This is a genomic window from Streptomyces sp. KR80 (assembly GCF_052245555.1).
Taxonomy (GTDB): Bacteria; Actinomycetota; Actinomycetes; order Streptomycetales; family Streptomycetaceae; genus Streptomyces.
Genome location: NZ_JBQQCD010000019.1, coordinates 98,267 through 122,131, shown reverse-complemented (window position 1 = coordinate 122,131; position 23,865 = coordinate 98,267). Strand labels below are relative to the sequence as shown.

The window sequence follows — 23,865 nt, the reverse complement described above, 5'->3', positions numbered from 1 at the left end:
CGCAACCAGGCCGAGCAGCTCGTCTACCAGACCGAGAAGTTCCTCAAGGACAACGAGGACAAGGTCCCGGGCGAGGTGAAGACCGAGGTCGAGACGGCGGTGGCCGACCTCAAGGAGAAGCTCAAGGGCGACGACACGGCGGAGATCCGCACCGCGACCGAGAAGGTCGCCGCAGTCAGCCAGAAGGTGGGCCAGGCGATGTACGCCGATGCCCAGGCAGCGGGTGCGGGCGCGGCCGGTGCCGCGGGTCCTGACGGTGCGAGGCCGGAGGACGACGTGGTGGACGCCGAGATCGTCGACGACGAGAAGCCGAAGGATGGTGCCGCGTGACGGAGGAGACCCCGGGCTTCGAAGAGCAGCCCGACGTCCCTCCCTCCTCGTCCCCCTTCGGGGAGGAAGGGTCCGCCGGTGCCGCGCCGGGCCCCGACTCCCAGGGGCCGGACGATGCGGCGAAGGCCAACGGGTCCGCCGAGGCGGCGGGCCCGGCGGCCGCGGCCGGGGACGGGCTGCAGACCGTAGGCCTGCAGGCGCAGCTGGACCAGGTTCGGATGGCGCTGGGCGAGCGCACCGCCGATCTCCAGCGTCTCCAGGCCGAGTTCCAGAACTATCGCCGGCGGGTGGAGCGGGACCGGATCACGGTCAAGGAGATCGCCATCGCGAATCTCGTGACCGAGCTGCTTCCGGTGCTCGACGACATCGGCCGCGCGCGGGAACACGGTGAGCTGGTCGGCGGCTTCAAGTCCGTCGCCGAATCGCTGGAGACCGTCGTCGCCAAGATGGGTCTGCAGCAGTTCGGCAAGGAGGGCGAGCCCTTCGACCCGCTGATCCACGAGGCGCTGATGCACAGTTACGCACCGGACGTCACTGAGACCACGTGCGTGTCGATCCTGCAGCCGGGGTATCGCATCGGCGAACGTACGATCCGCCCCGCGCGGGTCGCGGTCGCCGAGCCGCAGCCCGGCGCCCAGCCCAAGGGCGGCGCCGAGGGCGAGACACCGACGTCGGACGAGGAGAGCGGTGGCCCGGACGAGGGCTGACGCCGCTGACGTGACATCAGGAGAGGAGGGACGTCGAGGATGAGCCTCAGCAGGGACTTGCTGGAGAAGGATCTCTACAAGGTCCTCGGCGTCCCGAAGGACGCGACCGAGGCGGAGATCAAGAAGGCGTACCGGAAGCTCGCCCGCGAGTTCCACCCGGACGCCAACAAGGGCGATGCCAAGGCCGAGGAGCGCTTCAAGGAGATCTCCGAGGCGAACGACGTCCTCGCCGACCCCAAGCGCCGCAAGGAGTACGACGAGGCGCGCGCCCTGTTCGGCAACGGAGCCTTCCGCCCCGGGCCGGGTGCGGGCGGGCCCGGCGGCTTCAACTTCGACCTGAGCGACCTCTTCGGCGGCGCCCCGGGCGGAACCGGAGCCGGGGCCGGCGGCTTCGGCGGGGGGCTCGGCGATGTCTTCGGTGGCCTGTTCGGCCGTGGGGGCCCGGGCACCCGCACCCAGCCACGCCGCGGCCAGGACATCGAGTCCGAGGTGACGCTCAGCTTCACCGAGGCGGTCCACGGGGCCACGGTCCCGCTGCGGATGTCCAGTTCGGCGGCGTGCAAGGCGTGTTCCGGCACCGGCGACAAGAACGGTACGCCCCGAGTGTGCCCGACCTGTGTGGGCACCGGTCAGGTCTCGCGCGGCGGCGGTGGCGGCTTCTCGCTCACCGACCCGTGCGTGGACTGCCGGGGCCGCGGGCTGATCGCCCAGGATCCGTGCGAGGTCTGCAAGGGGAGCGGGCGCGCCACCAGCTCCCGCACCATGCAGGTCCGGATCCCCGCGGGGGTCGCGGACGGCCAGCGGATCCGGCTGCGCGGCAAGGGTGCACCGGGCGAGCGCGGCGGCCCCAACGGCGACCTGTACGTACTGGTGAACGTCGACGCGCATCCGGTCTTCGGACGCAAGGGCGACAACCTCACCATCACCGTGCCGGTCACCTATCCGGAGGCGGCGCTCGGTGGTGAGATCAAGGTGCCCACCCTCGGCGGTCCGCCGGTGACGCTGAAGCTGCCGCCCGGCACGCCGAACGGGCGGACCATGCGCGCGCGGGGCAAGGGTGCGCTGCGCAAGGACGGCACCCGCGGCGACCTGCTGGTCACCGTCGAGGTCAGTGTGCCGAAGCACCTCGGTGAGAAGGCGAAGGAAACCCTCGAGGCCTTCGCCGAGGCGACCGCGGGGGAGGACCCGCGGGCGGAGCTGTTCCAGGCCGCGAAGGGAGCATGAGATGGACGGCCGAGGAGGCATGCCAGGAGGCAGGGGAGGCAGGGGCCGCAACCCCTACGAGCTGACCGACGAATCGCCCGTCTACGTCATCTCGGTGGCCGCCCAGCTGTCGGGGCTGCACCCGCAGACCCTGCGACAGTACGACCGGCTGGGCCTGGTGTCCCCGGACCGTACGGCCGGCCGTGGCCGCCGCTACTCGGCCCGGGACATCGAGCTGCTCCGGCAGGTGCAGCAGCTGTCCCAGGACGAAGGCATCAACCTCGCGGGCATCAAGCGGATCATCGAGCTGGAGAACCAGGTGGCGGCGCTCCAGGCGCGGGTCGCCGAGCTCCAGCAGGCGCTCGAGGGAGCCGCGGCGGCGATGCAGCAGCGCGAGGCGGCCGTCCACGCCTCGTACCGCCGCGACCTGGTCCCCTACCAGGACGTCCAGCAGACCAGCGCCCTGGTCGTCTGGCGCCCCAAGCGGGACGCTTCCGAGTAGCCGTCGGCTGCCTGGTGAAGTGCCGCGAGCCCTCCTCCGCACGGAAGCGGAGGAGGGCTCGCGGTTGTGTGGGGCGCCCCCAGTCGGCCGCTGTCGCGCATGTCCCGGGGGCGGGCGCACGATGGAGGTGTGGTCCGAAAAGGAGGTACCACCATGCTGGAGGTCAAGACCACCACTAAGCCGGACGAGCAGCGAGAATTCCCCCACGGCCACCTCGAAGCCGTGCACCTGTCGGGACTGGACTTCGCCGTGGCCACCTTCGAGCCCGGCTGGCGCTGGTCTCAGGACGTCGCACCGATCGCCGGGACCGAGAGCTGCCAGTTCCACCACAACGGGATGGTGGTGCAGGGGCGGCTGCACATCCGCATGGACGACGGATCCGAGACCGAGGTCGGTCCCGGAGAGGTCTTCGTGTGTTCCCCCGGGCACGATGCCTGGACCGTCGGTGACGAGGCGTGCGTGGCGTACGACTTCGCCGGGCCGACGGCGGTGGACTACGCGAAGCGGAAGGGAAGTTAGCCCCTGCGCACGGGCGAGCCCCGGTGCGTCGATCTGGAGGTCATCGAGGAACAGCCGTAGCTCACGGGCGCCTCAGCCCCGGCCCATGGCCCGGTGGATTGCGATCTCGATGAGGACGCGGTCCGGGTTGGGGGCCGGGGTCCGTCCGTAGCGCTCGCTGTATCGGCGGACGGCGTCGGCGATCAGGTCCGCTGCCGTGCGCACCACGGCGCGGCCCTCCAGCGTCGCCCAGCGCTTCCCCTCCGCCTGGCAGACGGCGACGCGCGCGCCGTCCGCGCCCGCGGCCTGGATATGGGCGACCTTCCTGCTGTTCTTGTTGGTGATCACCCGTGCGATCCCGGCTTCCGGGTCGTAGGTGACACCGACCGGTACCACGTGCGGGCTGCCGTCCGGTCGCAGCGTGGTCAGCGTGCACAGATGGCGCTCGCGCCAGAACGCGAGGTACTCGGGGCTGGGGTCACGCGGGTCGATGGCCATGGTGAGCAGGTTATGCGGTGCGAAACCCGCTTCCGCGCACCGGGATGGGGCGGGGGGCACCTCCCAGCGGTAGCTGGGGGAGAGTGCCGGCCAGGCGCGTCATGCGTAGGCGAAGACGGTGACGATCACCGCGACGATCACCACGATGACCAGCACCACCGCCGCTCCCCGGTAGATCCAGCGGTGCACCGACGCCATCTCGGTCCGCCTCATGCCCCACCACCTCCCGCTTTCTGGCTCAAGCGTCGCTCCTCGGCGCGCGTCGCGCATGCCGGCCTTCGGTCGACCGCCCGCCGAAGCAGAATTGAGCGGAATGGACTCAACTTACTGCACGTTGAATGTGGCAGGATTGGGCTCGATGGCGAGCCGAGGATGAGGAGGAGTGCACACCGTGGACGCCGAGCTGACCCACAAGAGCCAGGAAGCGATCAGCGCCGCCGGCAGCCGCGCCGTCTCGGCAGGGAACCCCGACATCAACCCCGTGCACCTGCTGCTCGCCCTCCTGGAGGGCCAGGACAACGAGAACATCCAGGACCTGCTGGCCGCCGTCGAGGCCGATCAGGCGGCCGTACGGTCCGGGGCCGAGCGTCTGCTCGGCTCGCTCCCCAGCGCACAGGGTTCCACCGTCGCCGCCCCGCAGCCCGACCGCACGCTGCTGGCCGTTCTCACCGACGCCGCGCGGCGGGCGAAGGAGCTGGGCGACGACTACATCTCCACCGAGCACCTGCTCATCGGCATCGCCGCCGAAGGCGGCCAGGCGGGCACCGTGCTCGACCAGCAGGGCGCGAGCGCCGCGAAGCTGCTCGACGCCTTCGAGACCATGCGCGGAGGACGACGCGTGACCACCCCCGATCCGGAGGGCACCTACAAGGCCCTGGAGAAGTTCGGCACGGATTTCACGGCCCTGGCCCGTACGGGCAAGCTGGACCCGGTCATCGGCCGTGACCAGGAGATTCGCCGCGTGATCCAGGTGCTGTCCCGGCGTACGAAGAACAACCCGGTTCTCATCGGCGAGCCCGGCGTCGGCAAGACCGCCGTCGTCGAGGGCCTGGCGCAGCGCATCGTCAAGGGCGATGTGCCCGGGTCCCTGAAGAACAAGCGGCTCGTGGCGCTCGACCTGGGCGCGATGGTCGCAGGCGCCAAGTACCGCGGTGAGTTCGAGGAGCGGCTCAAGACCGTCCTCGCCGAGATCAAGGCCAGCGAGGGCCAGATCATTACCTTCATCGACGAGCTGCACACGGTCGTCGGCGCGGGCGCGGGAGGCGACTCCTCGATGGACGCGGGCAACATGCTCAAGCCCATGCTCGCCCGCGGCGAGCTGCGCATGGTCGGCGCCACGACGCTCGACGAGTACCGCGAGCGGATCGAGAAGGACCCGGCGCTGGAGCGCCGGTTCCAGCAGGTGCTCGTCGACGAGCCGACCGTCGAGGACTCCATCGCGATCCTCCGCGGCCTCAAGGGCCGGTACGAGGCCCACCACGGCGTGCAGATCGCCGACTCCGCGCTGGTCGCCGCCGCCACCCTCGCCGACCGCTACATCACCTCCCGCTTCCTCCCCGACAAGGCGATCGACCTGGTCGACGAGTCCGCCGCCCGCCTCCAGATGGAGATCGACTCCTCGCCCGTCGAGATCGACGAGCTGCAGCGCGCCGTCGACCGGCTGCTGATGGAGGAGGAGTCGCTGCTCGCCGCCCACGCCAGTGATAAGGAGCGCACCCTTCTCAGCAAGCACGGCCTGAAGAAGCAGGACCGTGAGAAGGACCTCTCTCCGGACGCGCGCGAGCGGCTGGACCGGCTGCGCAAGGACCGCGCCGAGAAGGAGGAGAAGCTGCGCGGCCTGCGCGCCCGCTGGAACACCGAGAAGGAGATTCACACCCGCGTCGGCGACCTGAAGAAGCGCCTCGACGAACTCGAGACCGAGCTGGAGCTCGCCGAGCGCAAGGCCCCGGAAACCGGTGACTGGGTGACCCCGGGCCGGCTGCGCTCCGAGGTCATCCCGCAGACCCGCAAGGAGCTGGACCAGGCCGTCGCCGAGCAGAAGGCCCTGCAGGGCATGGTCGGCGAAGAGGTCGGCCCGGACGACATCGCCGACGTGGTCTCCTCCTGGACCGGCATTCCCGCCGGGCGACTGCTAGAAGGCGAGACCGAGAAGCTGCTGCGCATGGAGGACGAGATCGGCAAGCGGCTGATCGGCCAGACCGAGGCCGTACGCGCCGTCTCGGACGCCGTACGCCGCTCGCGGGCGGGCATCGCCGACCCCGACCGGCCCACCGGCTCCTTCCTCTTCCTCGGACCCACCGGTGTCGGCAAGACCGAGCTGGCCAAGGCGCTCGCCGACTTCCTCTTCGACGACGAGCGGGCCATGGTCCGGATCGACATGAGCGAGTACAGCGAGAAGCACTCCGTCGCCCGGCTGGTCGGCGCCCCGCCCGGCTACGTCGGCTACGAGGAGGGCGGCCAGCTGACGGAGGCGGTGCGCCGGCGGCCGTACAGCGTCGTGCTGCTGGACGAGGTGGAGAAGGCGCACCACGAAGTCTTCGACATCCTGCTGCAGGTGCTGGACGACGGGCGGCTGACGGACGGTCAGGGCCGTACGGTCGACTTCCGCAACACCATCCTCATCCTCACCTCCAACCTCGGCTCCCCCTTCCTGGTCGATCCGTCCCTGAGCGAGGACGAGAAGCGGGAGCGGGTGCTGGAGACCGTACGGGCCTCGTTCCGGCCCGAGTTCCTCAACCGCCTCGACGACGTGGTGGTCTTCCACGCCCTGGGCACCGGCCAGCTCAAGCGCATCGCTCAGCTCCAGATCGACCACCTCCAGCGCCGGCTCACCGGCCGCCGGCTCACGCTCGACGTCACCGACGCCGCGCTGGAGTGGCTGTCCCGGCTCGGCCACGAGCCGGTGATCGACGCGACCTACGGGGTGTCGCAGCCCGGTCCGGACCTGACCTACGGCGCGCGGCCATTGCGCCGCCTGGTCCAGACGGCGATCGGCGACCAGCTGGCCCGCGCGATCCTGGCGGGCGAGATCGAGGACGGCGACACCGTCCAAGTGGATCTCGACGGGAACCGCCTGACCGTGTCCGCCGCCGAATAACCGCGTTGTCCTGTCCCGGTGCACCGGGAAACGGCGGCCCGCCGGGGCCGCCGCACCGGGTCGCCGGGGCGAGCCGGGGTTGCGGTCACCGGGCGGGTGTGAGGGAGGATGGCAGCATCCGTACGAAGGGAAATCCACGGTGAGCATCGACCCGTCCTCGATTCCGAATTTCGGGGGCCAGCCCGAACCGCAGCCGTCGGGGCCGGTGGGCCCCGTCGTCCCAGATCAGGACCTGGTCAAGCAGCTCCTCGACCAGATGGAGCTGAAGTACGTCGTCGACGAGGAGGGGGACCTCGCCGCGCCGTGGGAGCAGTTCCGCACGTACTTCATGTTCCGGGGGGAGGAGGAACAGCAGGTCTTCTCGGTCCGCACTTTCTATGACCGGCCGCACTCCATCGAGTCCAAGCCGCAGCTTCTGGAGTCGATCGACGACTGGAACCGCCGCACGCTGTGGCCGAAGGTCTACAGCCACACCAACGACGACGGTACGGTCCGCCTGATCGGCGAGGCGCAGATGCTGATCGGCACCGGCGTCAGCCTGGAGCACTTCGTCTCCAGCACCGTCAGCTGGGTGCGGGCCTCGATCGAGTTCGACCGCTGGATCGTCGAGCAGCTGGGCCTGGAGAAGGACATCGACTCCGCCGGTCCGGACGAGAAGGACGACGACGGCGAGGACTAGGTTCCCCGGCCATCCGCCCCACCGGGGTCCGACCCGGTGGTCAGGGCGACGACAGTGAAAAACCCTGAGAACCGAGCCTGAGCACCCGCTCCAGCGGTTCCACCGGACGTAGCGCACGCATCGTCGTCACGGCGCCGACCCGGCGATCGCCAGCAGATACGTTCCATAGCAGCACGAGAGCCCGGCCAGCGCGCCGACTGTCACCCCGACAGTGCGCAGCCGGGCTCTCGCCATGCCCACCGCGACCGGCAGCAGCAGCGGGAAGGCGGGCAGCAGGAAGCGCGGCTTGGAGCCGAAGTAGCGGGCGCCGCCCACCGTGATGACCAGCAGGACGGCGCTGTAGACCAGCAGCGCCACCGGCGGCCGGTCCATCATGAGCAGCACGAACAGCACCACCGCCAGCGAGACCACCGTGACCGTCATCGGATACGTGATGTGTTCCCTGCCCAGGACCATGTCCCGCACCGAGGCCCATGCGTCCTGGCCGAAGTCGAACTCCGAGCCCCACCTCCGCTGCACCCGGAAGTAGCCGAAGAACAGGCTGTCCTTCTGCCAGCCCACCCACAGCACGTACGTCAGCCAGCCGAGCGGGGCGATCGCGGCCCCCGCCCACAGCCGCCAGTCCTGGCGGGCGCACAGCGAGAGGCTGTCGGGCCCGCGGTTCCGCCACAGTTGGCAGATGTGCCACGCGGCGGCCATGCTGACGGCGGCGGCGACCGCGACGCCGTTCGGCCGGGACAGCCCGGCAAGCACGGAGAGTGTCCCCGCCCACAGCCACCGCCCGGTCAGCACGGCGTACAGCGTCCAAGCCGCGAAGGCGGTCATCAGCGACTCGGTGTACGCCATCGACTGGATGATCGCGTGCGGCAGGACGCCCCACAGGACCACCAGCAGCGTCGCGGCCCGGCGGCCGTGCAGCCGCTCGCCGACCGCGTAGATCCCCCAGGCCGCCGCTGCCGCAGCGGCCCACGACACCAGCAGCCCGGCGTGGACGAAGCCCAGAGACAGGACGGTGCGGATGACCCGGACCACCGCCGGGTACAGCGGGAAGAAGGCCAGATCGCTGTAAAGGCGGCTGGGGTCGGCGCTGTGCACCGCTGTGCCGTAGCCGTGCTCGACGACCCGCGCGTACCAGATCGAGTCCCAGGACTGGGCGAGCAGTTTGCGCGGATCCTTTCCGGCGTGCCAGGCCCACAGCGCCATGCAGGTCAGGCCGGTCAGCCGGACGGCCGCGTACACCCCGAGGGCGGGCGCGGCCCGGAGCAGCGCACTCCCCGCCCGGGTGTGCCACCGGGGGCGCAGTCGTACGGGCCGCACGCCCGGAGCGCTGACGGGCACGTGGGTGTCGGCGAACACGGGGCACCTCCGGTGCGGGCGCTGGGGGCGGACGCGGACCCGCCCCGCCGGGAGGAGGACCCTGCACCCCCGACCTTGCGCGGCGCCGCCCCTCACGGCACCCGCTGACGCCCGACGGTGGCCCGAAGTGCACCCACTCGGACCACGAGGCCGCACCCGGTCGCGTCAGCCCGTGCCGGCCAGGCCCTTCAGCCGCGAGACCGCCTCCTCGAGGACCTCTGTTCGCTTGCAGAAGGCGAAGCGGACGAACGGCGCGCCCTGGTCCTGGTGGTCGTAGAAGACCGCGTTCGGGATGGCGACCACCCCGCAGCGCTCGGGAAGCGCCCGGCAGAACGCGAAGCCGTCGGTCTCGCCGAGCGGCCGGACATCGGTGGTGACGAAGTACGTGCCGGCGGGACGGAACACGGTGAAGCCCGCCTCGGCGAGTCCGCTGCTCAGCAGATCGCGCTTGGCGCGCAGATCGTCCCGGAGGGTCTCGAAGTAGGCGTCGGGCAGGCGCAGCGCCTCCGCGACGGCGTACTGGAAGGGCCCGGCCGAGACGTAGGTCAGGAACTGCTTGGCGGACCGGACGGCCGCGACCAGCTCCGGGGCGGCGGTCACCCAGCCGACCTTCCACCCGGTGAAGGAGAAGGTCTTGCCCGAGGAGCCGATGGTGACCGTGCGCTCACGCATGCCCGGGAACCCGGCGAGCGGCAGGTGCTCGCCGTCGAAGACCAGGTGCTCGTAGACCTCGTCGGTGACCACCAGCAGATCCCGCTCGCAGGCCAGCTCGGCGACGGCGGCCAGTTCGGCGCGGGTGAGCACGGTGCCGGTGGGGTTGTGCGGGGTGTTGAGGAGGATGAGCCGCGTCCCGTCGGTGACGGCCGCCCGCAGCTCGTCCGGATCGAGGTGGTACGCACCGTCGTGCGGCCGCAGGGTGACCGGCACCCGCCGCCCGCCCGCCATCGCGATGCACGCGGCGTACGAGTCGTAGTACGGCTCCAGGGCGATGACCTCGTCGCCCGGCTCCAGCAGCGCGAGCAGTGCCGCGGCGATGGCCTCGGTCGCGCCCGCGGTGACCAGGACCTCGTGGTCCGGATCGAAGCCGAGCCCGTACCGGCGCTGTTGATGGTCGGCGATCGCGGTCCGCAGCTCGGGGACGCCGGGGCCGGGCGGGTACTGGTTCCCGCGGCCGTCCCGGAGCGCCCGCACCGCCGCCTCGCGGACCTCTTCCGGGCCGTCGGTGTCCGGGAAGCCCTGGCCCAGATTGATGGATCCGGTGCGGACGGCGAGCGCGGACATCTCGGCGAAGATCGTGGTGCCGAACTCGGCGAGGCGACGGTTGAGCAGAGGTCGTTTCATGCCGGTCATCCTGCGCCAGCCCCGCGGTGCGCTCAACCAGGCGTCGTTCCCCGTGGCTCTCCGTCCGCGTCCCGGCACAGTTTCCCGCCCGAACCTCTGGACTTCCTCAACTTACGTCCGGGGATCGGCACCTGGGGCGGTACCCGACGCACCGTTGCTGAGCAGGGGTAGGACCGTCGTTGTCTGTCGTTGTTGGCCGTCGTTGATCCCCCTCGGACGGCCCACAGACGGCCCGGAAGTGAGCGCGTGACCTGGCAAGACGCAGGGTTCCGGAAGTTCGCAGCGGGCCACCGCTCACGCTTCACTCACGCGCAGGTCCTTTCCGAGCGAGCCAGTGAGCTCCCTAGAACGACCAGGAGCTGACCGGCCGGCCGCTGCTGTGGTGGCAGGCGCCCACCGGGGGTCGTTCTTCTTACCCTGCCTCCGCGCACCACTTGCAGCCAAATCCTGCGGGTTCACGGCAAGGTGAGGCCCACCAGGATGAATAGGGAGAAGGCGATAGTCGCCCAAGCAAGGACGATCGCCGTCATACGGAGGCGTTCTCCGCTGTACTGGCCACCGGTAGCACGGATTGCTGCGCCGCATGAACGCGCGCGCATCAGTGCGATGACAGCTGGGATCATGCCGACGCCGACGACGAGGCTCAGAGGGAGGGAGACCACGGCCCATATGAGTGCCCCAACGGCTTCCGGATGCTGACCCCGTCCCGACTTGTCGCGGGGCTGCTTGCCCACGATGACCTCGGCAGCGACCTGGATCACCGCTTGGCCTGTCGGCCCCTTGACGGTGACCTCCCCGTGCAGGGAGCCGGGATGCGAGGTGTCCAGTGAGATGTCGACCCCCTCCTCGGAGACCACGGCACGCAGCCAACGGGGGGCCGACTCGACTGTGCAGTAGTGAGCGATAGGTGGGCCGAGCAGGGGTACCGTCTGACTCGGTCGGGATTCGTGTTGCCGCACGACGCCAAAGCCGATCCCCGGTACAGCGGGGTTGATCTCTACCTTGCGTACGGCCTGTTCTGCTTCGTCGGCAATGTCCCGGCGGTCGTTCTTGGCCATCTCGGCCAACGCCTTGTGTGCTCCGAGGGCATCGCCGAGATCCCCGCTCGCCAGAAGAGCGCGTAGTCGAGTGACAGCTCCCATGCGCGTGAGGGGATTTGGATCGTGCATGGCGTTGGCCAGGTCTGGCGGAATCGGCCGGGGCTTGACCACTCGCTGCGGGTTGCGGGCGATGTGCACCTCTCCCTGAAGTTCGAAGTCGCACGTAGGCGTCTGGTTGGGGTTCCTTTCGCTGACACGATCGCGGACGTAGTCGTAGAGCTCGCTGAGTGAAACCTGGCCGTCTCCGTCGCGGTCCGCATCCCCTGTGGTGAGCCCGTCGACCACGGCGCTGGTGAACACCGATGGCGCGGCACTCGACTCGTCGACGAGCTCATCCCCATCGAGCGCGTACTCCATTGCGCTGGAGGCCGTGATGACTGCATGGCCGCGCCCACCGTGGCGCTTCACATGGAACGGTTCGAGGACGTCCATGTCCTCGGCCGCTCGAACCCTGACGCCTTTCGCGAACGCGCCGCCGTAACAGCAGTCCAGGAGCAGTACCACGATGCGGGCTCGGCTGTCGCGCAAGCACTGACTCAGGAAGCCCGCTGAGACACCTGTGGAGATCAGTCGGTTCGGCACGGTGTCGCGTGCCACGAAGAACAACTCTCCCGATTGATGCTTGATGCCATGGCAGGAGAAGTGCACGAGGAGGAGGTCGTCTCGTCTGGCCTCGGAGAACAGGTCTTCGATTCGCCTCCGGATGCCGTGGGCAGACTCGTTTCGCACGACCTGCACATCGAATCCGCCGATCTTCGGATCGCTGAGCACTCCGACGAGAGCTCCTGCGTCTGCCGCTGGTGACCGAAGCCGCTTGAAGCGGGCATCCTCATACTCGTCGTTGGCAATGATCAATGCCTGTCGTTTACCGTCCACCGCTGGCCTCCATCGTCGATGACCTGGTTGATGAACACGTTCACCAGCCGGTCCCGGTCCGCAGCCGAGACGTTGGAGAGTTCCAAGACGGCTCCACCGACCTCCAGACGCACTCCTGCAGTGCCTTCTTGGGATCGGCCGAGCCATCGCTGGACCGTGAAAATGATCGATTGCAGTGCCGAAGCCAACTGCCCCACAGTCACTACAAGCTCACCCGCTGTCGACAGGTCCAGCCCGCGCGTCCCAGGCGGAGCCTCTCCTGCCGCCACGGGCGCGACGTCATCCACGTCGAGCTGGAGCAGGTCGTCTCGGAGGTATCTGGCCAGGAGAGACAACCGCTCCGGCTCCGCCCCCTCCTCGGACACATAGAGGTACAACATCGTGCTCATGAGACTGCTCCCGTTCGCCTCGGAGGGGACGCAACAACCCCTCCGCTATCCAGGCTAGGCGCAGCACAGCAGACCCAGATAGTCACGCTAAGTAATGGTTAACGCCATTGAGTAGCTGCACGCCTTCCTCATGCAGTGGGCCGGGCAAGGCCCGCGGTGACCATGGCCGGAGCGGGATGCTCAACGGCCGAACCCCATGACGCTGGCCGGTGAGCGCGGCCCCGAGTCATACCGCCCTCCGGTAGTCGACGACCTCCACGGAGTGCCCCGCGCACGGCGGAGCATCGTTGGGGGCGTCAGGCCACCTGTTCAGCCACGAGGCCGGCGACGCCCTCATACCAGGGTCTGCCACCGGGGCCGGGAGGCCAAGGATCGGGGCGACCTCCGCCAGGGAGACCACGTCGTAGTTGCGCGTACGGAACCGGTGTTGCGTGTGCCGTCGCCACCCGATTCGATAAGAGGGCATACATCTTCCACGGCACCGTGACCGTCGCAGCCATTCGCCTCTGGCTGCGCTCATGACCCGCCGAACAGCCCTTAGGCGCGTGCGGTCAGCTCAGCCGGGCATCGGCGTACACGGTCATCGCATCGCGCTGGTAGACGGCGAGCCCGTCGGCGATCTTGTCGAAGTTGGCCCGCATCTGCGGGTCGTCGACATAGGTCTGGCCCACTCCCTTGTACGCGGCCGCGGTCGGGGTCCAGAACCGGCAGATGCCCTGGTAGTTGGCGTCCACCTCGGCCTGTACCGCAGGGTCGGATACCGGCGTGCCGGCCACCATGAACTCCGCCATACGGATCATCTGCGCCGTCACCTCACGCTGCCAGCGCTCCGTGTCCTCGGAGGTCATCGCCTCGACGGCCTGCCGGGACTGCTCCCACGCCTGCGGCCACCGCTCCCGTACCTCGGCCTCGGCCTCGGCCTCGGAGGGGGCCTGGAACCCCTCGAACAGGTTCTCCGGCTTGTTGATCTTCGCCATATGGCCCTTGCCCTTACCTTCTTCCAGTTCGGCGATGGTGCGGCCGACCGTACGGGCGAGCGTCTCCAGCCGGTCCCGTTCCGCGAGCAGCCGTTGGTGGTGCGCACGGAGCACGGCCACCTGGTCGAGCTGGCTGTCCAGGACCGCCTGGATCTCGCGCAGCCCCAGGTCCAGCTCCCGCATCAGCAGGATCTGCTGCAACCGCAGCAGATCGGCCTCCTCGTAGTAGCGGTGCCCGTTGCTCCCGATCCATGCGGGCGGCAGCAGGCCGATCTCGTCGTAATGCCGCAGCGTCCGCGATGTCACCTTGGACATCCGCGCCACCTCCGCGATCGACCAGGCCATTGCCGGTGCCTCCCTCGCCGGGCCGGTCTCTCCGGCCCCACACATGACCGTAGAAGTTGCCGCAACGGAAAGCGCAAGCCCGAAGCCCTGTTGGACAGGCACCAGGGCCTGACCCGTCGGACAGGCCCTAGTGGGGAGGCTGACGCTGGCCGTGCGGCGCGCGTACCGTAGGCGCGAGAGACGCGACGATCGCGGGAGGCTCGGACCGTGAGCGACCAAACATGGACCATCGAATCCATCTGCGAGGCGCTGGGTACCCCCGCGCTGAGTCAGAGGTTCCTAGGCGAGATCAACCGGGCCCCCGCCCACGAGCTGCTGACGGTGTTCGCGAGGTGGCAGAGTGTTGCCGCTGGCATGGCCGCCGCGGCTGAACGCGGGCGCACTCTCGCTGAGGTAGAGAAGGCCACGGGGGAGATCCCCGGGGAGTGGGTAGATCGGACGGAGCGTGTCCAAGCTGAGGCCGCCGCTGCGCGCGCTCGTGGCGCCGCCTGATGAGCCACAGGCTCAAGTACGACCCGGCCGCCGAAGCGGTACACGACGCGCTGCCGTCCGACGTAAGTGAGCGGCTGTCCCTCGCACTTGCTGCAGCATGTGATGATCCCATTGCCGCGACAGAGCCCTATGGCGAGGATGACGGAGTCGTGCGGATGCTCATCACAGAGCATGTCATCGCGGTGCTCTTAGTCGGCCAGATCACGAAGACACTCACTGTGCTGCAGCTCAGCTACTTGGGTTGAGCTGCGGTTCAGCGAGCCCGCTTATCTTGGTAGCACCAGCGCTGTTGAGAGGACACGCGTGCCAAGAGTCTCGAAGCCCACTGATCACGCATACGACACCATCGCTGCGGAGCTGCGCTTGCGCATTGAGTCGGGGGAGCTCCCCGCTGGAGCCCCTATGCCATCGGAGTCTCAGCTCTGTAGGGAATTCGGGAAGTCGCGCGGGACTGTGCGTCGTGCACTCCAGCTCTTGGAGGAAGCGGGATTGACTCAGGTCGGCCAGGGGCAAGTGCGGCGAGTGCGAGGAGACGAACCGTTGCCGCACGCGCCGTACGAGAAGGTGGCCGAGGCTCTGACTGCCGAGATCGAGGCAGGGACACGTCGGCCTGGTGACAAGGTACCGAGCGCGGCGGACTTGGCTGCGACACACGGCGTGGCTATCGGCACGGCGCAGCGGGCGCTGAAAGTGCTGGAGAATCGTGGGCTGCTCACCAGCGGAGGTGTGCGGGGGCGCCTGGTTGCTGGATCGCCAGACGGAAGCCTGGAGCTGGGCCAAGTCGGGCAGGTGGCCGCTGCGCTCGCTGCCACGATTAGGGATGGGAAGCATCCGGTTGGGTCACGCCTCCCAGGCGAACGCAAGATCGCAGAGACGTACGGTGTGGCACGGGTGACGGTGCAGAGCGCGCTTACTCAGCTAGCCGAGCAGGGACTGATCGAGCGGCAGAGCCGGGGCAAAGGACGCCTGGTCCTGAGACAGGAGACGTAAGCCGTCAGCAGTGGCAAGCCACGGATTTTCTAGGGATACCTCGAAAGGGGAGCAAGTGGCGCACCGGTCCAATCAGCACACGGCAAACTTCTCGGCTGAGACAACCCTCCGTATAGCTCACAAAGCGAGTGAAATGGTTGGGCTAGGAGGCGAGACACTCCAGCCGATCCGTCTCGGGGAGAACGCCCTCTTTCGAGTCGGTCGGAACACCGTCGCTCGGGTAGCGCGTGGCCTGCACATGCTGGCCGACGTAGCCAAGGAAGTCGCTGTGGCTGATTGGTTGGAAGCGGCAGGGTTGCGAGCTACGCGCCTGGCGCCGCATATTGATCAGCCGGTCGCTGTAGATGGCTACCCGGTGACGTTCTGGCAGTTCATTGAGGAGTCAGAGCCACGCCCGACCATCGCTGAACTTGGTGGAATTCTCCGGCAGTTGCACGCCTTGCCGCTCGCCGAAGGGTTGCGGCTTCCTGATTACGACATGTTCGGCCGTGCGAAGCGGCGCATTGTTGCCGCGGAGGACATCAGCGATTCCGATCGTCGGTTCCTTTCAGAGCGGTACGAGGAGTTGATCGGGCGATACGCAGAGATTGAGTTCACCCTCCCAACGGGCCCCCTCCACGGTGATGCTCATCAGTCCAACCTCATGCGCGATGCTCAAGGGAATGTCGTACTCATCGACTTCGAGGGTATGGCCTTCGGGCCACCTGAGGCGGATTTGGCGATGACGGCCACGGAGTACCTCATCGGCTGGCATACCAAGAACGAATACGGGCGGTTCGTCGCGGCCTATGGGTGGGACGTCATGGACTCGCCAGCCTTCCCCGTGCTGCGCTCCATCCATGAGCTCAAGATGACGACGTGGCTCATGCAGAACATCAGGGAAAGCCAGCGCGTCGCGAATGAGTACGCGGCTCGGATTTCCGCCCTGCGCGATGAGTCAGCCCCGCGCCAGTGGCAGCCCTTCTGAGCGCTGTCTCAAGCGGACTGGGCTATCCGAACCGACTCCGCGACCCGCGCAAAGTCCTCAACCTCTCGGCTGCCTGAAGCCTGGAGCCGTGCATCTTCAAGAACACTGTCCACGTACTGCATGTAGCGGGCTGACTTGAGTGCGCCAGCGAGCTCAACGGCGTTTCTGGCCATAGCAAGCCCTTCTGCGACCTCTCCCTTCCGAACTGCGGCGTCCGCCTGCACAAGACGTAGGAAGGAGAGCGTACGGGCATAGGCAGGATCGGTCAGCTCGATGCAGCGCGACGTATAGATCTCTGCCTGGCGGAAGTCATTCAGGTCTCGAAAGCAGTGGGCGAACTCCCCATGCAATTCAGCTTCATCGAAGTAGCTGATCCACGCAGGATCATTTCCACTCTCACGAGACTTGAAGCTCTTCTCTGCCGCACGGAGTGCCAGCGCGGCACCTTTCGCCCTCACCGTCCAGGTCCGGGCGGCCGAGGCCGACATTCCCACCGACCTGCGCATGGCCGACTTCGCCCACCTGTGCGCGCAGCTCGATGCGGCGACCGGTCTCGGAGCGCTGAACGCCTACCGGACCAGCCTGGACGACCTCAACGACGACGTCATCGAGGGCGACCTACTGGCGCAGACCGTGCTGAAGCACGCCGTCGGCCTGGAAGCGGGCGCGCAGGAGCGGATGACCTCTGCCGAGTGGCTCCACTGCCTGACCCGGCTCTACACCGGCGACGACTTCCGCCCCCTGCCCAAGGGCTGGCCCACCACGGGCAAGGTCCTCTCCGACCGTCTCAAGCGGCTGCAGCCGACCCTCGCCGCTCGCGGCGTCCTCATCGACTGGGGCCGCACCAAAACGGCCCGCTACATCGAGATGACCCGCCCGTCGGTCCCGCCCTCGGAGCAGCAGGAGCCGGTGTTCTGACCTGCGACGCCACGGCCGCCCTGCTCAAGCAAGAAGAGCACCACGGGCATGACGTGCTCCTCTTGCTGTTCGGCGCAACGCGCCGCCCGATGGTCGCGCCGCGAAGCGGCTCCTTCTTCACGCTCTAAGGCGCACCGCACGACAACAGACACCCCCCTTCTCTTGTCCGAAGAGAAGGGACGCTGCGTCACCTGCGTCACCCGAGGGCGGGAAACGGCCCGTGACCTGCCGCTACAGGGGTGACGCAGGCGGGCGGTTCTGCGTCACCTTGCGTCACCCGCGTCACCGATGACGCAGACCACCTCGCGTCGGTGACACACCCCGAGACCTCTGCGTCACTCAAAACCGCAGGTCAGACGCACGAATGACGCAGATGACGCGGTGACGCAGAATCCCGCACCTCGGACAGACGCGGCCATGCCCTTCCCGATTGGAGTCCCTATGGCAATGCCGACAGACCCCGACCCCCGCGTCACTCTCCGAGGCGGCCTCCCGGACCGGTACCTCACCCGGACGACATCGCCGAGATGTTCGAGGTGCCCATAGAGACCGTCTACCAGTGGCGCAGGAAGCGCACTGGGCCGCCCGGCTTCCGCATCGGCAAGCACGTCCGCTACGACCCCGCCGACATACGCGCCTACGTCACCCAACGCAAGAACGCTGACACAGCCGCCTAACCGAATAGCCACCAGAGACAGCAGGGAGAGCCGTCGCCAACGGCTCTCCCTGCTGTGCGTCGAGAGAGGACCGCCGCCGCATGGCTGGCCACATCCAAGACCGCTGGTACAAGACCGAGACCGACACCGACGGCAAGACCGTCCGCGTCAAGACCCATCGGCACGGCAAGGGCATGCGCTATCGGGCCCGGTACGTCGGCCCCGACGGTACCGAGAAGTCCAAGAGCTTTCCCGACGGCAAGAAGCGTCTCGCCGAGAAGTGGCTCAGCGCCATCGAGACGGACATGACGCGCGGTCAGTACACCGACCCCAAGTCCATGCAGATCACGTTCCGCCAGTACGCCGAGAAGTGGCTGGACACCAAGACGCCCAGCGCGATGACCCGGAAGGAACTCGGTCGACGCCTGCGGCTGCACGCCTACCCGGTGCTTGGCTCCCGGCCAATCGGGACTTTCCGGCCTGAGCACATCAGGGAGTTCGTTGCCGCCCTGGAAGCGAAGCCCGGCGTCGGCCCGTCCTACGCCCGGAACATCTTCGCGGACGTTCAGTCGGTCCTGTCCGCCGCTGTCGACGACGCGCTGTTGTCGCGTAACCCGTGCGGTGCACGGACCGTCCGGCGGCCCAAGCCTGACGCGCACCTCGTAGTCCCGTGGGTGCCCGCTCAGGTATTCGCCGTTCGCACGGCCCTTCTGGAGCGGTACCGAGCGATGGTCGATGTCGGCGCCGGGTGCGGCCTGCGCCAGGGTGAGGTGTTCGGGCTCGCTGAGGACGCCATCGACACCGACGGGCGCACGCTCCATGTGGTCCGGCAGATCAAGCACGTGGAAGGGCACCCGGTGTTTGCTCTGCCCAAGGGAGGCAAGAAGCGGGACGTGCCGTTGCCGGACTCCGTGGCGGAAGCCCTCCGGGCGCACATGGACGCCTGCAAGCCCGTGGAGATCACGTTGCCGTGGGACGTGCCGGAGGGGTCGAAGGTGTCCGCCCGGCTGATCTTCACGGCTGAGCAAGGAGGCATGGTGTGGCGTAGCAACTTCAACGGCAAGGAGTGGAAGCCCGCCCTGGCGGTCGCTGGCCTCATCCCGGAGGCGGACGACGACGGCAAGTACGAGTCGGCGCGCGAGCACGGCATGCACGCCCTCAGGCATTTCTACGCCTCCGCCCTATTGGACGCGGGCGAGAACATCAAGGCCGTCAGCGAGTACATGGGACATGCTGACCCGGGGCTGACGCTGCGGGTGTACGCCCACCTGATGCCCGACAGCCGCCAGAGGGCCCGCCGCGCCATCGACACGGTGTTCCAGCGCATCTCCCGGGAAGATCACGGCCCACAGATAGCCCAGTGAGGCACGGACGGCCCCTGAACTGCCCTCCTGTGCAGGGCAGGGGCCGTTTCCCCTGAGGGACCCTTAGAACTTCAACGTACGTCCGGGCGGACTCAACAGCCGCCCACGCAAAGCGCTCGGCTAGGAACCCCAGCCGAGCGCCTCACTGCACTCGGGATCAGGCGGGCGGGCCGTCGAAGGAGGACCATTCGGACCAGGCGTCGTCGGGGTCGGTGCTCACCTTCCAGGAGGACACCGAACCGGTGTCGGTGCCGACCACGATCTGTGGGCGGCCGTCCGTCAGGGTAGCCACGCCCACGCTGCGGGCCGATCCCGGCAGATTGTTGAACTTCGCCCAGTTGGCCCAGGCGGCGCTCGGCTGGGTGTTCACCTTCCAGGTAGTCCACAGCTCGCCGCCTTCGGACACGGCGAATATCTGCGGCCGTTCGTCCGTCAGCGGGGCCGCGGCGAGCGACACCACACGGCCGTGGTCGAAGCCGAACGGCTGCCAGCCCGTCCAGCTGGCGTCCGGGAGCTCGGTCTCCTTCCACCTGGTGAACAGCCCATGGTTGCTTCCCGCGAACACTTGCGGGCGGCCGTCCGTGAGACGTGCTGACGTCATGCTTCGAACAGACATGCGATCCGTCTCCTTTTCCACGCCCAGACGGGCGTTCACGCCCCCACGTCCCTCCCTCCGTTCCACTGTTCGTCCGGCCGCGCGGATCCGCAAATCGGGCACTTGGCGGTAGGTGCAGGTATGGTGCCCGGCCGGACCGTGCTCGGCCGGCGGCCCGTTGTGGCGAAGAGCAAGACGGTGCGGCCCACGGCCGCGCGCCCCAAGATCACGGCCCACAGACGGCCCAGTGAGCCCCGCACGGACCCTGAACTGCCCTTCTACGCAGGTCAGGGGCCGTTGCCGCTGAGGGGACCCTCAGAACTTCCTCAACTCGGCTTTGGCCCGGGAAGGCCGGGGGCATCTCCCCTCCACGCCAGAAGCGGAGCCTCGCTTCGGGGGATGGAAGGAGAGTGAGGACTGATGGAGTTCACCCTTGGCTTGTTGTTCATCGGCTTTCTGCTGGCCGTCGTGATCCGCTTGGTGGGCGGCGGTCACAGGGGGCGCCGGCGCGGGAGCCGTGGCAGGGGCCGCGGCAGCGGCAGCAGCTGGTGGGCAGGCGGTGACGGCGGCGGCTCGTCCTGCGGCGGCAGCTTCTCCTGCGGCGGCGGTTCGTCGTGCGGCGGCGGAGGAGGAGGCGGTGGCTGCGGCGGTGGCGGCGGAAGCTGACGCAGCGACAGGGGTGACGGGCTGGGGGAGAGCGACCGCATCTGACCCGTGGTCGTGCGCCCGTCCCATGCTGCCTCGCATATGCGCCCGGCGGGACCGAATCCCGCCGGGCGTTCCACTTGTGAACAGTTGAACCGTGGAGCCCTCGGGGGGATGGAAACCCGCCGAAGATGGGTAAAACCGCTGTGGGCCCAAAACATTTCATGATTTCGTATCCCCCGGACCCCACGTGGGCACGAGCCGGCGAGCATTGCTCCCCTGGTCCTCTTCCGGGGCGGGCCGGCCCACCCTTCCACTGCGTTATTCACTGCGTGCTTGCGGAGCCGACCCATGCTCACCACTCTCAAGACTGCCTATACCGACACCCGTGCGGACGATCTCGCCTGGGCGCTCGGCAGGGAACCGCTTCCCGCCCTCGCCATCCTGGATCTCCGACTCGGTGATGCCTCGGTGCAGTTGCGGCTGCTCGGCGCCTCCCACCAAGTCCTCATCGAGGAAGAGCAGCGGGGCCGCTGCTCGGAGACCGTCGCCTGCATGCCGGGCAGCAGCACGCCCCTGCCGCTGGGCGTCGCCAAGCACATCGGGCAGTGGGAGTACGAATTCGCGGCCCGCGTCGAGACGCTCTCGCAGGGCTCGTTCGCAGGCCGCGCCCAGGAGTTGCTCGCGCTGGTGGCCGACCATCCGAACGGCCTGGCCGGGACGTTTCCGGGAAGCCCGCACGCGTTCACCGCCATGCTGGCCCAGCGCCACGAGGATCAGCTTCGCTGGCGTACATGGCACGCCTATCCGCAGGAGGGCCGGCTCGTCGCCACCCGCACCCAGGTCGGTACGCGGGTCGGTGTGCGGGTGGGCACGCGCGCGTGCATCCCCCAGTGACCTGTACTGCCCTGTTGACACCGTATTGCACCCCTGTGGGTGACTGGTTACTCGATGGGCCTGACGTAGCGTTCCGGTCGTGATCGACCCGCCGCTGTCCAGCGTCGTCCCTCCCGTGGCTGCCGCGCGGGAGCCGCAAGGTCTGGCGCGCCTGCCCGTACCGGCCGGGCTCGGCCGGCTGCTCGTCCTCGGCGCCGTCTTCGTCTGCGCCGCGTGCGGTCTCATCTATGAGCTCGAACTCGTCGCGCTGGCTTCGTACTTGACCGGCGATTCGGTCACCCAGGCGTCCGTCGTGCTGTCCGTGATGGTCTTCGCCATGGGGATCGGCTCGCTGCTGGCGAAGCGGCTGCGGTGGCGGCCGGCGGTCGGTTTCGGGCTCGTCGAGGCGGCCCTCGCACTGATCGGCGGCACGTCGGCGATGGCGCTGTACGCGGCGTTCGCCTGGTTCGGTCCGTCCCGCTCCGTGCTCGTCGCCTTCTCCTGCGCGATCGGCGTGCTGATCGGCGCCGAGGTACCGCTGCTGATGACCCTCATCCAGCGCATCCGCCGCCAGGACGCGGGCGGCGCCGTCGCGGATCTGTTCGCCGCCGACTACGTGGGCGCACTGGTCGGCGGCCTGGCGTTCCCGTTCCTTCTGCTGCCGGAGCTCGGGCAGTTGAGCGGGGCGCTGCTGACGGGCGCGGTGAACGCGGTCGCGGGCGGGGCGATGGTGCTGTGGCTGTTCCGCCGCGACCTGACCCTGCGGGCACGGTGGCTGCTGCTCGGCGCCAACGTGCTGGTGCTTGCCCTGCTCGCGGCCTGCACCCTCTTGGCCCAGCCCTTCGAACGGGCGGCGCGGCGCGCGGTGTACGGGACCGACGTGCGGGTCGCCGTACGAACCGACGTGCAGGAGGTCGTGCTGACCGGGGGCGTCGGCGGGCCGGCGGGCCGCCCGCCCGCCGTTCTCTCGCTCTTCGTCGACGGGCGGTTGCGGGTCGGCGGCCGCGACGGGGCCCGCGATCACGAGGCGCTGGTCCACCCGGCGATGGCCGCGAGCCCACGACGCGTTCTGATCCTCGGCGGCGGCGACGGTCTCGCGCTGCGCGAGGTGCTGCAGCACCCCCGGGTGACGGCGGTGACCCTCGTCGAACCCGACGCGGAGCTGGTGCGGTTGGCCCGTACGGACCCGGGGCTGTCCCGGCTGAACGGCGACGCCTTCGGGGACCGGCGGCTCCGGGTGGTGGTGGCCGACGCCTTCGACTGGCTGCGGAAGGCCGCGCGTTCGGCGGAGCGGCCCTACGACGTCGTCGTCTGCGATCTGCCCGACCCCGCGACCACCGGGGGCGCGCGGCTCTACTCGGCGGAGTTCTACGGACTGGTACGGCGTGTCCTGGCCCCCGACGGCAGGCTCGCCGTGCACACCGGCCGGATGCCGCTGCGCCGGCGCGCCTTCTGGACGGTCGACGCGACGCTGCGCTCGGCGGGACTGCGGACGGTGCCGTACCGGGTGGCCGCAACGGATCGACCCGACGGCACGGGGCTCTTCCTGGCGGCGCGTCGGGAGTCACCGGCGCGGCTGGAGTTGTCCACGGCTGTCCCGGGGCGGCGCTCGCCGGCCCGGTTGTCGCTGCGGGCGGTGGCGCGCGAGCGGGTGAGGGGGCTGCCCGCATCGACGCTGATGCATCCGCGCTACATCGACTGACGGCCTGGGGGCACCTCCCAGGTGAAGCTCTGGGGGAGGGTGTAGAACTGGGTGTCATGCGACAGATGGCTACATTTCGGACCGTTCTCTGCTGGTGGGTGGCCGGACTGGCGGCTGGGGCCGTCCTGACCGGCTGCGCCGACGCGGACTTGGGTTCCGGCGCGGATCCGCAGTCCGGTTCTGCGGCCACTTCCGACGGCGGCCTCGGCTCCGGTGGCTCGGGTTCCGGTGACTCGGGTTCCGAAGCCGACTCCGAGCCTCATGTCTGGGACGAGAAGTCGTCCGCCACCACGAAGCCCTCCCCAGGCGAGACCCCGAAGTCGGTGCTGCACGCGCTGACGGCGCTGGACACTGCTGACAGGTCCCTGCCGACCGGCGAGTCCTACGAGCTGGAGAGCGAGCGGGACGCGCGGGGCCGGCGGGTGTGGGAGATCGGTGTCGCGTCCGACGGCGACGACGAGTACGAAGTGGTGGTCTCCGAGGACGGCACGACGGTCCTGTCCAAGCGTGAGGACGAGACCACGGACGATGACGTCCTCAAGCTGAAGCGGGCGCGGACGACCGCCCAGCAGGCCGTGCGCCTGGCCTATATGCACCGGCCGGGCGAGGTCCGGGCGCTGGAGCTCGACACCCGCGCCGATGGCACGGTCGTCTGGCAGGTCACCATGGCGCCGCCGGGTGCCGGGGACCACGCCCCGGTCTCGGACGTGATCCTCAACGCCGGCACGGGCAACGTCATCCGCTCCGGGGCGTAAGGTCGCG

At 68.9% G+C, this 23,865-nt stretch carries 22 protein-coding genes and 2 pseudogenes; 17 read left to right on the top strand and 7 right to left on the bottom strand.

What is annotated here, in order from left to right; all coding sequences use genetic code 11:
• The 5 genes from ACTWQI_RS24215 to ACTWQI_RS24195 form a co-directional block, all read left to right on the top strand.
• Positions 1-330: Hsp70 family protein (locus ACTWQI_RS24215; protein WP_443273674.1), on the top strand; the 330-nt coding region annotated here is incomplete at its 5' end.
• Positions 327-1,037: a nucleotide exchange factor GrpE gene (gene grpE / locus ACTWQI_RS24210; RefSeq protein WP_443273673.1), complete on the top strand. Its 711-nt coding sequence runs from the start codon at positions 327-329 to the stop codon at positions 1,035-1,037. The genes ACTWQI_RS24215 and grpE, both read left to right, overlap by 4 nt.
• A gap of 39 nt (positions 1,038-1,076) precedes the next feature.
• The gene (dnaJ, locus tag ACTWQI_RS24205; RefSeq protein ID WP_443273671.1) at positions 1,077-2,261 is read left to right on the top strand and encodes a molecular chaperone DnaJ; all 1,185 of its coding nucleotides are present in this window, start codon (positions 1,077-1,079) and stop codon (positions 2,259-2,261) included.
• A gap of 19 nt (positions 2,262-2,280) precedes the next feature.
• The gene (locus tag ACTWQI_RS24200; RefSeq protein WP_443273669.1) at positions 2,281-2,742 is read left to right on the top strand and encodes a heat shock protein transcriptional repressor HspR; all 462 of its coding nucleotides are present in this window, start codon (positions 2,281-2,283) and stop codon (positions 2,740-2,742) included.
• 153 nt (positions 2,743-2,895) lie between these two features.
• Positions 2,896-3,261: a cupin domain-containing protein gene (locus ACTWQI_RS24195; RefSeq protein ID WP_443273668.1), complete on the top strand. Its 366-nt coding sequence runs from the start codon at positions 2,896-2,898 to the stop codon at positions 3,259-3,261.
• A gap of 72 nt (positions 3,262-3,333) precedes the next feature.
• Here ACTWQI_RS24195 and ACTWQI_RS24190 read toward each other — a convergent pair whose 3' ends face one another.
• Positions 3,334-3,738 carry a pyridoxamine 5'-phosphate oxidase family protein gene (locus ACTWQI_RS24190; RefSeq protein WP_443273667.1) on the bottom strand — a complete coding sequence of 135 codons (405 nt, stop codon included), beginning with the start codon at positions 3,736-3,738 and terminating at the stop codon, positions 3,334-3,336.
• Positions 3,739-4,129: 391 nt separating this feature from the next.
• On the opposite strand from ACTWQI_RS24190, the gene ACTWQI_RS24185 reads away from it, so the two are divergent.
• Positions 4,130-6,835, top strand: coding sequence for an ATP-dependent Clp protease ATP-binding subunit (locus ACTWQI_RS24185; RefSeq protein WP_443273665.1), 2,706 nt, complete (start codon positions 4,130-4,132; stop codon positions 6,833-6,835).
• 139 nt (positions 6,836-6,974) lie between these two features.
• Positions 6,975-7,514, top strand: a complete 540-nt coding sequence (locus ACTWQI_RS24180; RefSeq protein ID WP_443273663.1) for a YbjN domain-containing protein — start codon at positions 6,975-6,977, stop codon at positions 7,512-7,514.
• Positions 7,515-7,640: 126 nt separating this feature from the next.
• On the opposite strand, the gene ACTWQI_RS24175 is transcribed toward ACTWQI_RS24180, so the two are convergent.
• From ACTWQI_RS24175 to ACTWQI_RS24155, 5 genes are all read right to left on the bottom strand, one after another.
• Positions 7,641-8,870: a hypothetical protein gene (locus ACTWQI_RS24175; RefSeq protein WP_443273662.1), complete on the bottom strand. Its 1,230-nt coding sequence runs from the start codon at positions 8,868-8,870 to the stop codon at positions 7,641-7,643.
• 165 nt (positions 8,871-9,035) lie between these two features.
• Positions 9,036-10,220, bottom strand: coding sequence for a pyridoxal phosphate-dependent aminotransferase (locus tag ACTWQI_RS24170; RefSeq protein ID WP_443273687.1), 1,185 nt, complete (start codon positions 10,218-10,220; stop codon positions 9,036-9,038).
• A 446-nt stretch (positions 10,221-10,666) separates the two neighbouring features.
• Positions 10,667-12,187: a caspase family protein gene (locus ACTWQI_RS24165; RefSeq protein WP_443273661.1), complete on the bottom strand. Its 1,521-nt coding sequence runs from the start codon at positions 12,185-12,187 to the stop codon at positions 10,667-10,669.
• A complete protein-coding gene (locus tag ACTWQI_RS24160) occupies positions 12,163-12,576 on the bottom strand; it encodes a hypothetical protein (protein WP_443273660.1) in 414 nt (137 codons plus the stop codon). Before ACTWQI_RS24160 ends, ACTWQI_RS24165 begins: the two co-directional genes overlap by 25 nt.
• Before the next feature lie 551 nt (positions 12,577-13,127).
• Positions 13,128-13,898: a MerR family transcriptional regulator gene (locus tag ACTWQI_RS24155; RefSeq protein ID WP_443273658.1), complete on the bottom strand. Its 771-nt coding sequence runs from the start codon at positions 13,896-13,898 to the stop codon at positions 13,128-13,130.
• 491 nt (positions 13,899-14,389) lie between these two features.
• Here ACTWQI_RS24155 and ACTWQI_RS24150 point away from each other — a divergent pair, with 491 nt between their 5' ends.
• The 6 genes and pseudogenes from ACTWQI_RS24150 (at position 14,390) to ACTWQI_RS24125 (ending at position 19,285) form a co-directional block, all read left to right on the top strand.
• Complete coding sequence (locus ACTWQI_RS24150; RefSeq protein WP_443273656.1) at positions 14,390-14,635, top strand: hypothetical protein; 246 nt, start codon at positions 14,390-14,392, stop codon at positions 14,633-14,635.
• Between the two features lie 58 nt (positions 14,636-14,693).
• Positions 14,694-15,380 carry a GntR family transcriptional regulator gene (locus ACTWQI_RS24145; protein ID WP_443273654.1) on the top strand — a complete coding sequence of 229 codons (687 nt, stop codon included), beginning with the start codon at positions 14,694-14,696 and terminating at the stop codon, positions 15,378-15,380.
• A 133-nt stretch (positions 15,381-15,513) separates the two neighbouring features.
• Entirely contained in the window at positions 15,514-16,347 is an 834-nt protein-coding gene (locus ACTWQI_RS24140) for a phosphotransferase enzyme family protein (RefSeq protein ID WP_443273685.1), read from the top strand.
• Between the two features lie 453 nt (positions 16,348-16,800).
• A pseudogene (locus ACTWQI_RS24135) lies at positions 16,801-17,265 on the top strand (ATP-binding protein); the annotation flags it as partial.
• Between the two features lie 441 nt (positions 17,266-17,706).
• Positions 17,707-17,942, top strand: a pseudogene (locus ACTWQI_RS24130) (helix-turn-helix domain-containing protein).
• 80 nt (positions 17,943-18,022) lie between these two features.
• On the top strand, positions 18,023-19,285 hold the full coding sequence (locus tag ACTWQI_RS24125) for a tyrosine-type recombinase/integrase (RefSeq protein ID WP_443273652.1): 1,263 nt from the start codon (positions 18,023-18,025) through the stop codon (positions 19,283-19,285).
• A gap of 157 nt (positions 19,286-19,442) precedes the next feature.
• Here ACTWQI_RS24125 and ACTWQI_RS24120 read toward each other — a convergent pair whose 3' ends face one another.
• Positions 19,443-19,886, bottom strand: coding sequence for a hypothetical protein (locus tag ACTWQI_RS24120; RefSeq protein ID WP_443273650.1), 444 nt, complete (start codon positions 19,884-19,886; stop codon positions 19,443-19,445).
• A 414-nt stretch (positions 19,887-20,300) separates the two neighbouring features.
• Between ACTWQI_RS24120 and ACTWQI_RS24115 the strand changes: the two genes are divergently transcribed.
• From ACTWQI_RS24115 to ACTWQI_RS24100, 4 genes are all read left to right on the top strand, one after another.
• On the top strand, positions 20,301-20,546 hold the full coding sequence (locus ACTWQI_RS24115) for a hypothetical protein (protein ID WP_443273648.1): 246 nt from the start codon (positions 20,301-20,303) through the stop codon (positions 20,544-20,546).
• A 330-nt stretch (positions 20,547-20,876) separates the two neighbouring features.
• Complete coding sequence (locus ACTWQI_RS24110; protein ID WP_443273647.1) at positions 20,877-21,422, top strand: DUF2617 family protein; 546 nt, start codon at positions 20,877-20,879, stop codon at positions 21,420-21,422.
• Positions 21,423-21,501: 79 nt separating this feature from the next.
• Positions 21,502-23,103 carry a polyamine aminopropyltransferase gene (locus ACTWQI_RS24105; protein ID WP_443273645.1) on the top strand — a complete coding sequence of 534 codons (1,602 nt, stop codon included), beginning with the start codon at positions 21,502-21,504 and terminating at the stop codon, positions 23,101-23,103.
• A gap of 65 nt (positions 23,104-23,168) precedes the next feature.
• Positions 23,169-23,858, top strand: a complete 690-nt coding sequence (locus ACTWQI_RS24100; protein WP_443273643.1) for a PepSY domain-containing protein — start codon at positions 23,169-23,171, stop codon at positions 23,856-23,858.
• Positions 23,859-23,865: the final 7 nt, after the last annotated feature.

Coding starts and splice junctions, on each gene's coding strand:
- ACTWQI_RS24115 (WP_443273648.1), top strand. CDS start 20,301: ATGGAGTTCACCCTTGGCTTGTTGTTCATCGGCTTTCTGCTGGCCGTC.
- ACTWQI_RS24125 (WP_443273652.1), top strand. CDS start 18,023: ATGGCTGGCCACATCCAAGACCGCTGGTACAAGACCGAGACCGACACC.
- dnaJ (WP_443273671.1), top strand. CDS start 1,077: ATGAGCCTCAGCAGGGACTTGCTGGAGAAGGATCTCTACAAGGTCCTC.
- ACTWQI_RS24120 (WP_443273650.1), bottom strand. CDS start 19,886: ATGACGTCAGCACGTCTCACGGACGGCCGCCCGCAAGTGTTCGCGGGA.
- ACTWQI_RS24140 (WP_443273685.1), top strand. CDS start 15,514: ATGGTTGGGCTAGGAGGCGAGACACTCCAGCCGATCCGTCTCGGGGAG.
- ACTWQI_RS24200 (WP_443273669.1), top strand. CDS start 2,281: ATGCCAGGAGGCAGGGGAGGCAGGGGCCGCAACCCCTACGAGCTGACC.
- ACTWQI_RS24160 (WP_443273660.1), bottom strand. CDS start 12,576: ATGAGCACGATGTTGTACCTCTATGTGTCCGAGGAGGGGGCGGAGCCG.
- ACTWQI_RS24190 (WP_443273667.1), bottom strand. CDS start 3,738: ATGGCCATCGACCCGCGTGACCCCAGCCCCGAGTACCTCGCGTTCTGG.
- ACTWQI_RS24155 (WP_443273658.1), bottom strand. CDS start 13,898: ATGGCCTGGTCGATCGCGGAGGTGGCGCGGATGTCCAAGGTGACATCG.
- ACTWQI_RS24100 (WP_443273643.1), top strand. CDS start 23,169: ATGGCTACATTTCGGACCGTTCTCTGCTGGTGGGTGGCCGGACTGGCG.
- ACTWQI_RS24170 (WP_443273687.1), bottom strand. CDS start 10,220: ATGACCGGCATGAAACGACCTCTGCTCAACCGTCGCCTCGCCGAGTTC.
- ACTWQI_RS24110 (WP_443273647.1), top strand. CDS start 20,877: ATGCTCACCACTCTCAAGACTGCCTATACCGACACCCGTGCGGACGAT.
- ACTWQI_RS24195 (WP_443273668.1), top strand. CDS start 2,896: ATGCTGGAGGTCAAGACCACCACTAAGCCGGACGAGCAGCGAGAATTC.
- ACTWQI_RS24150 (WP_443273656.1), top strand. CDS start 14,390: ATGAGCCACAGGCTCAAGTACGACCCGGCCGCCGAAGCGGTACACGAC.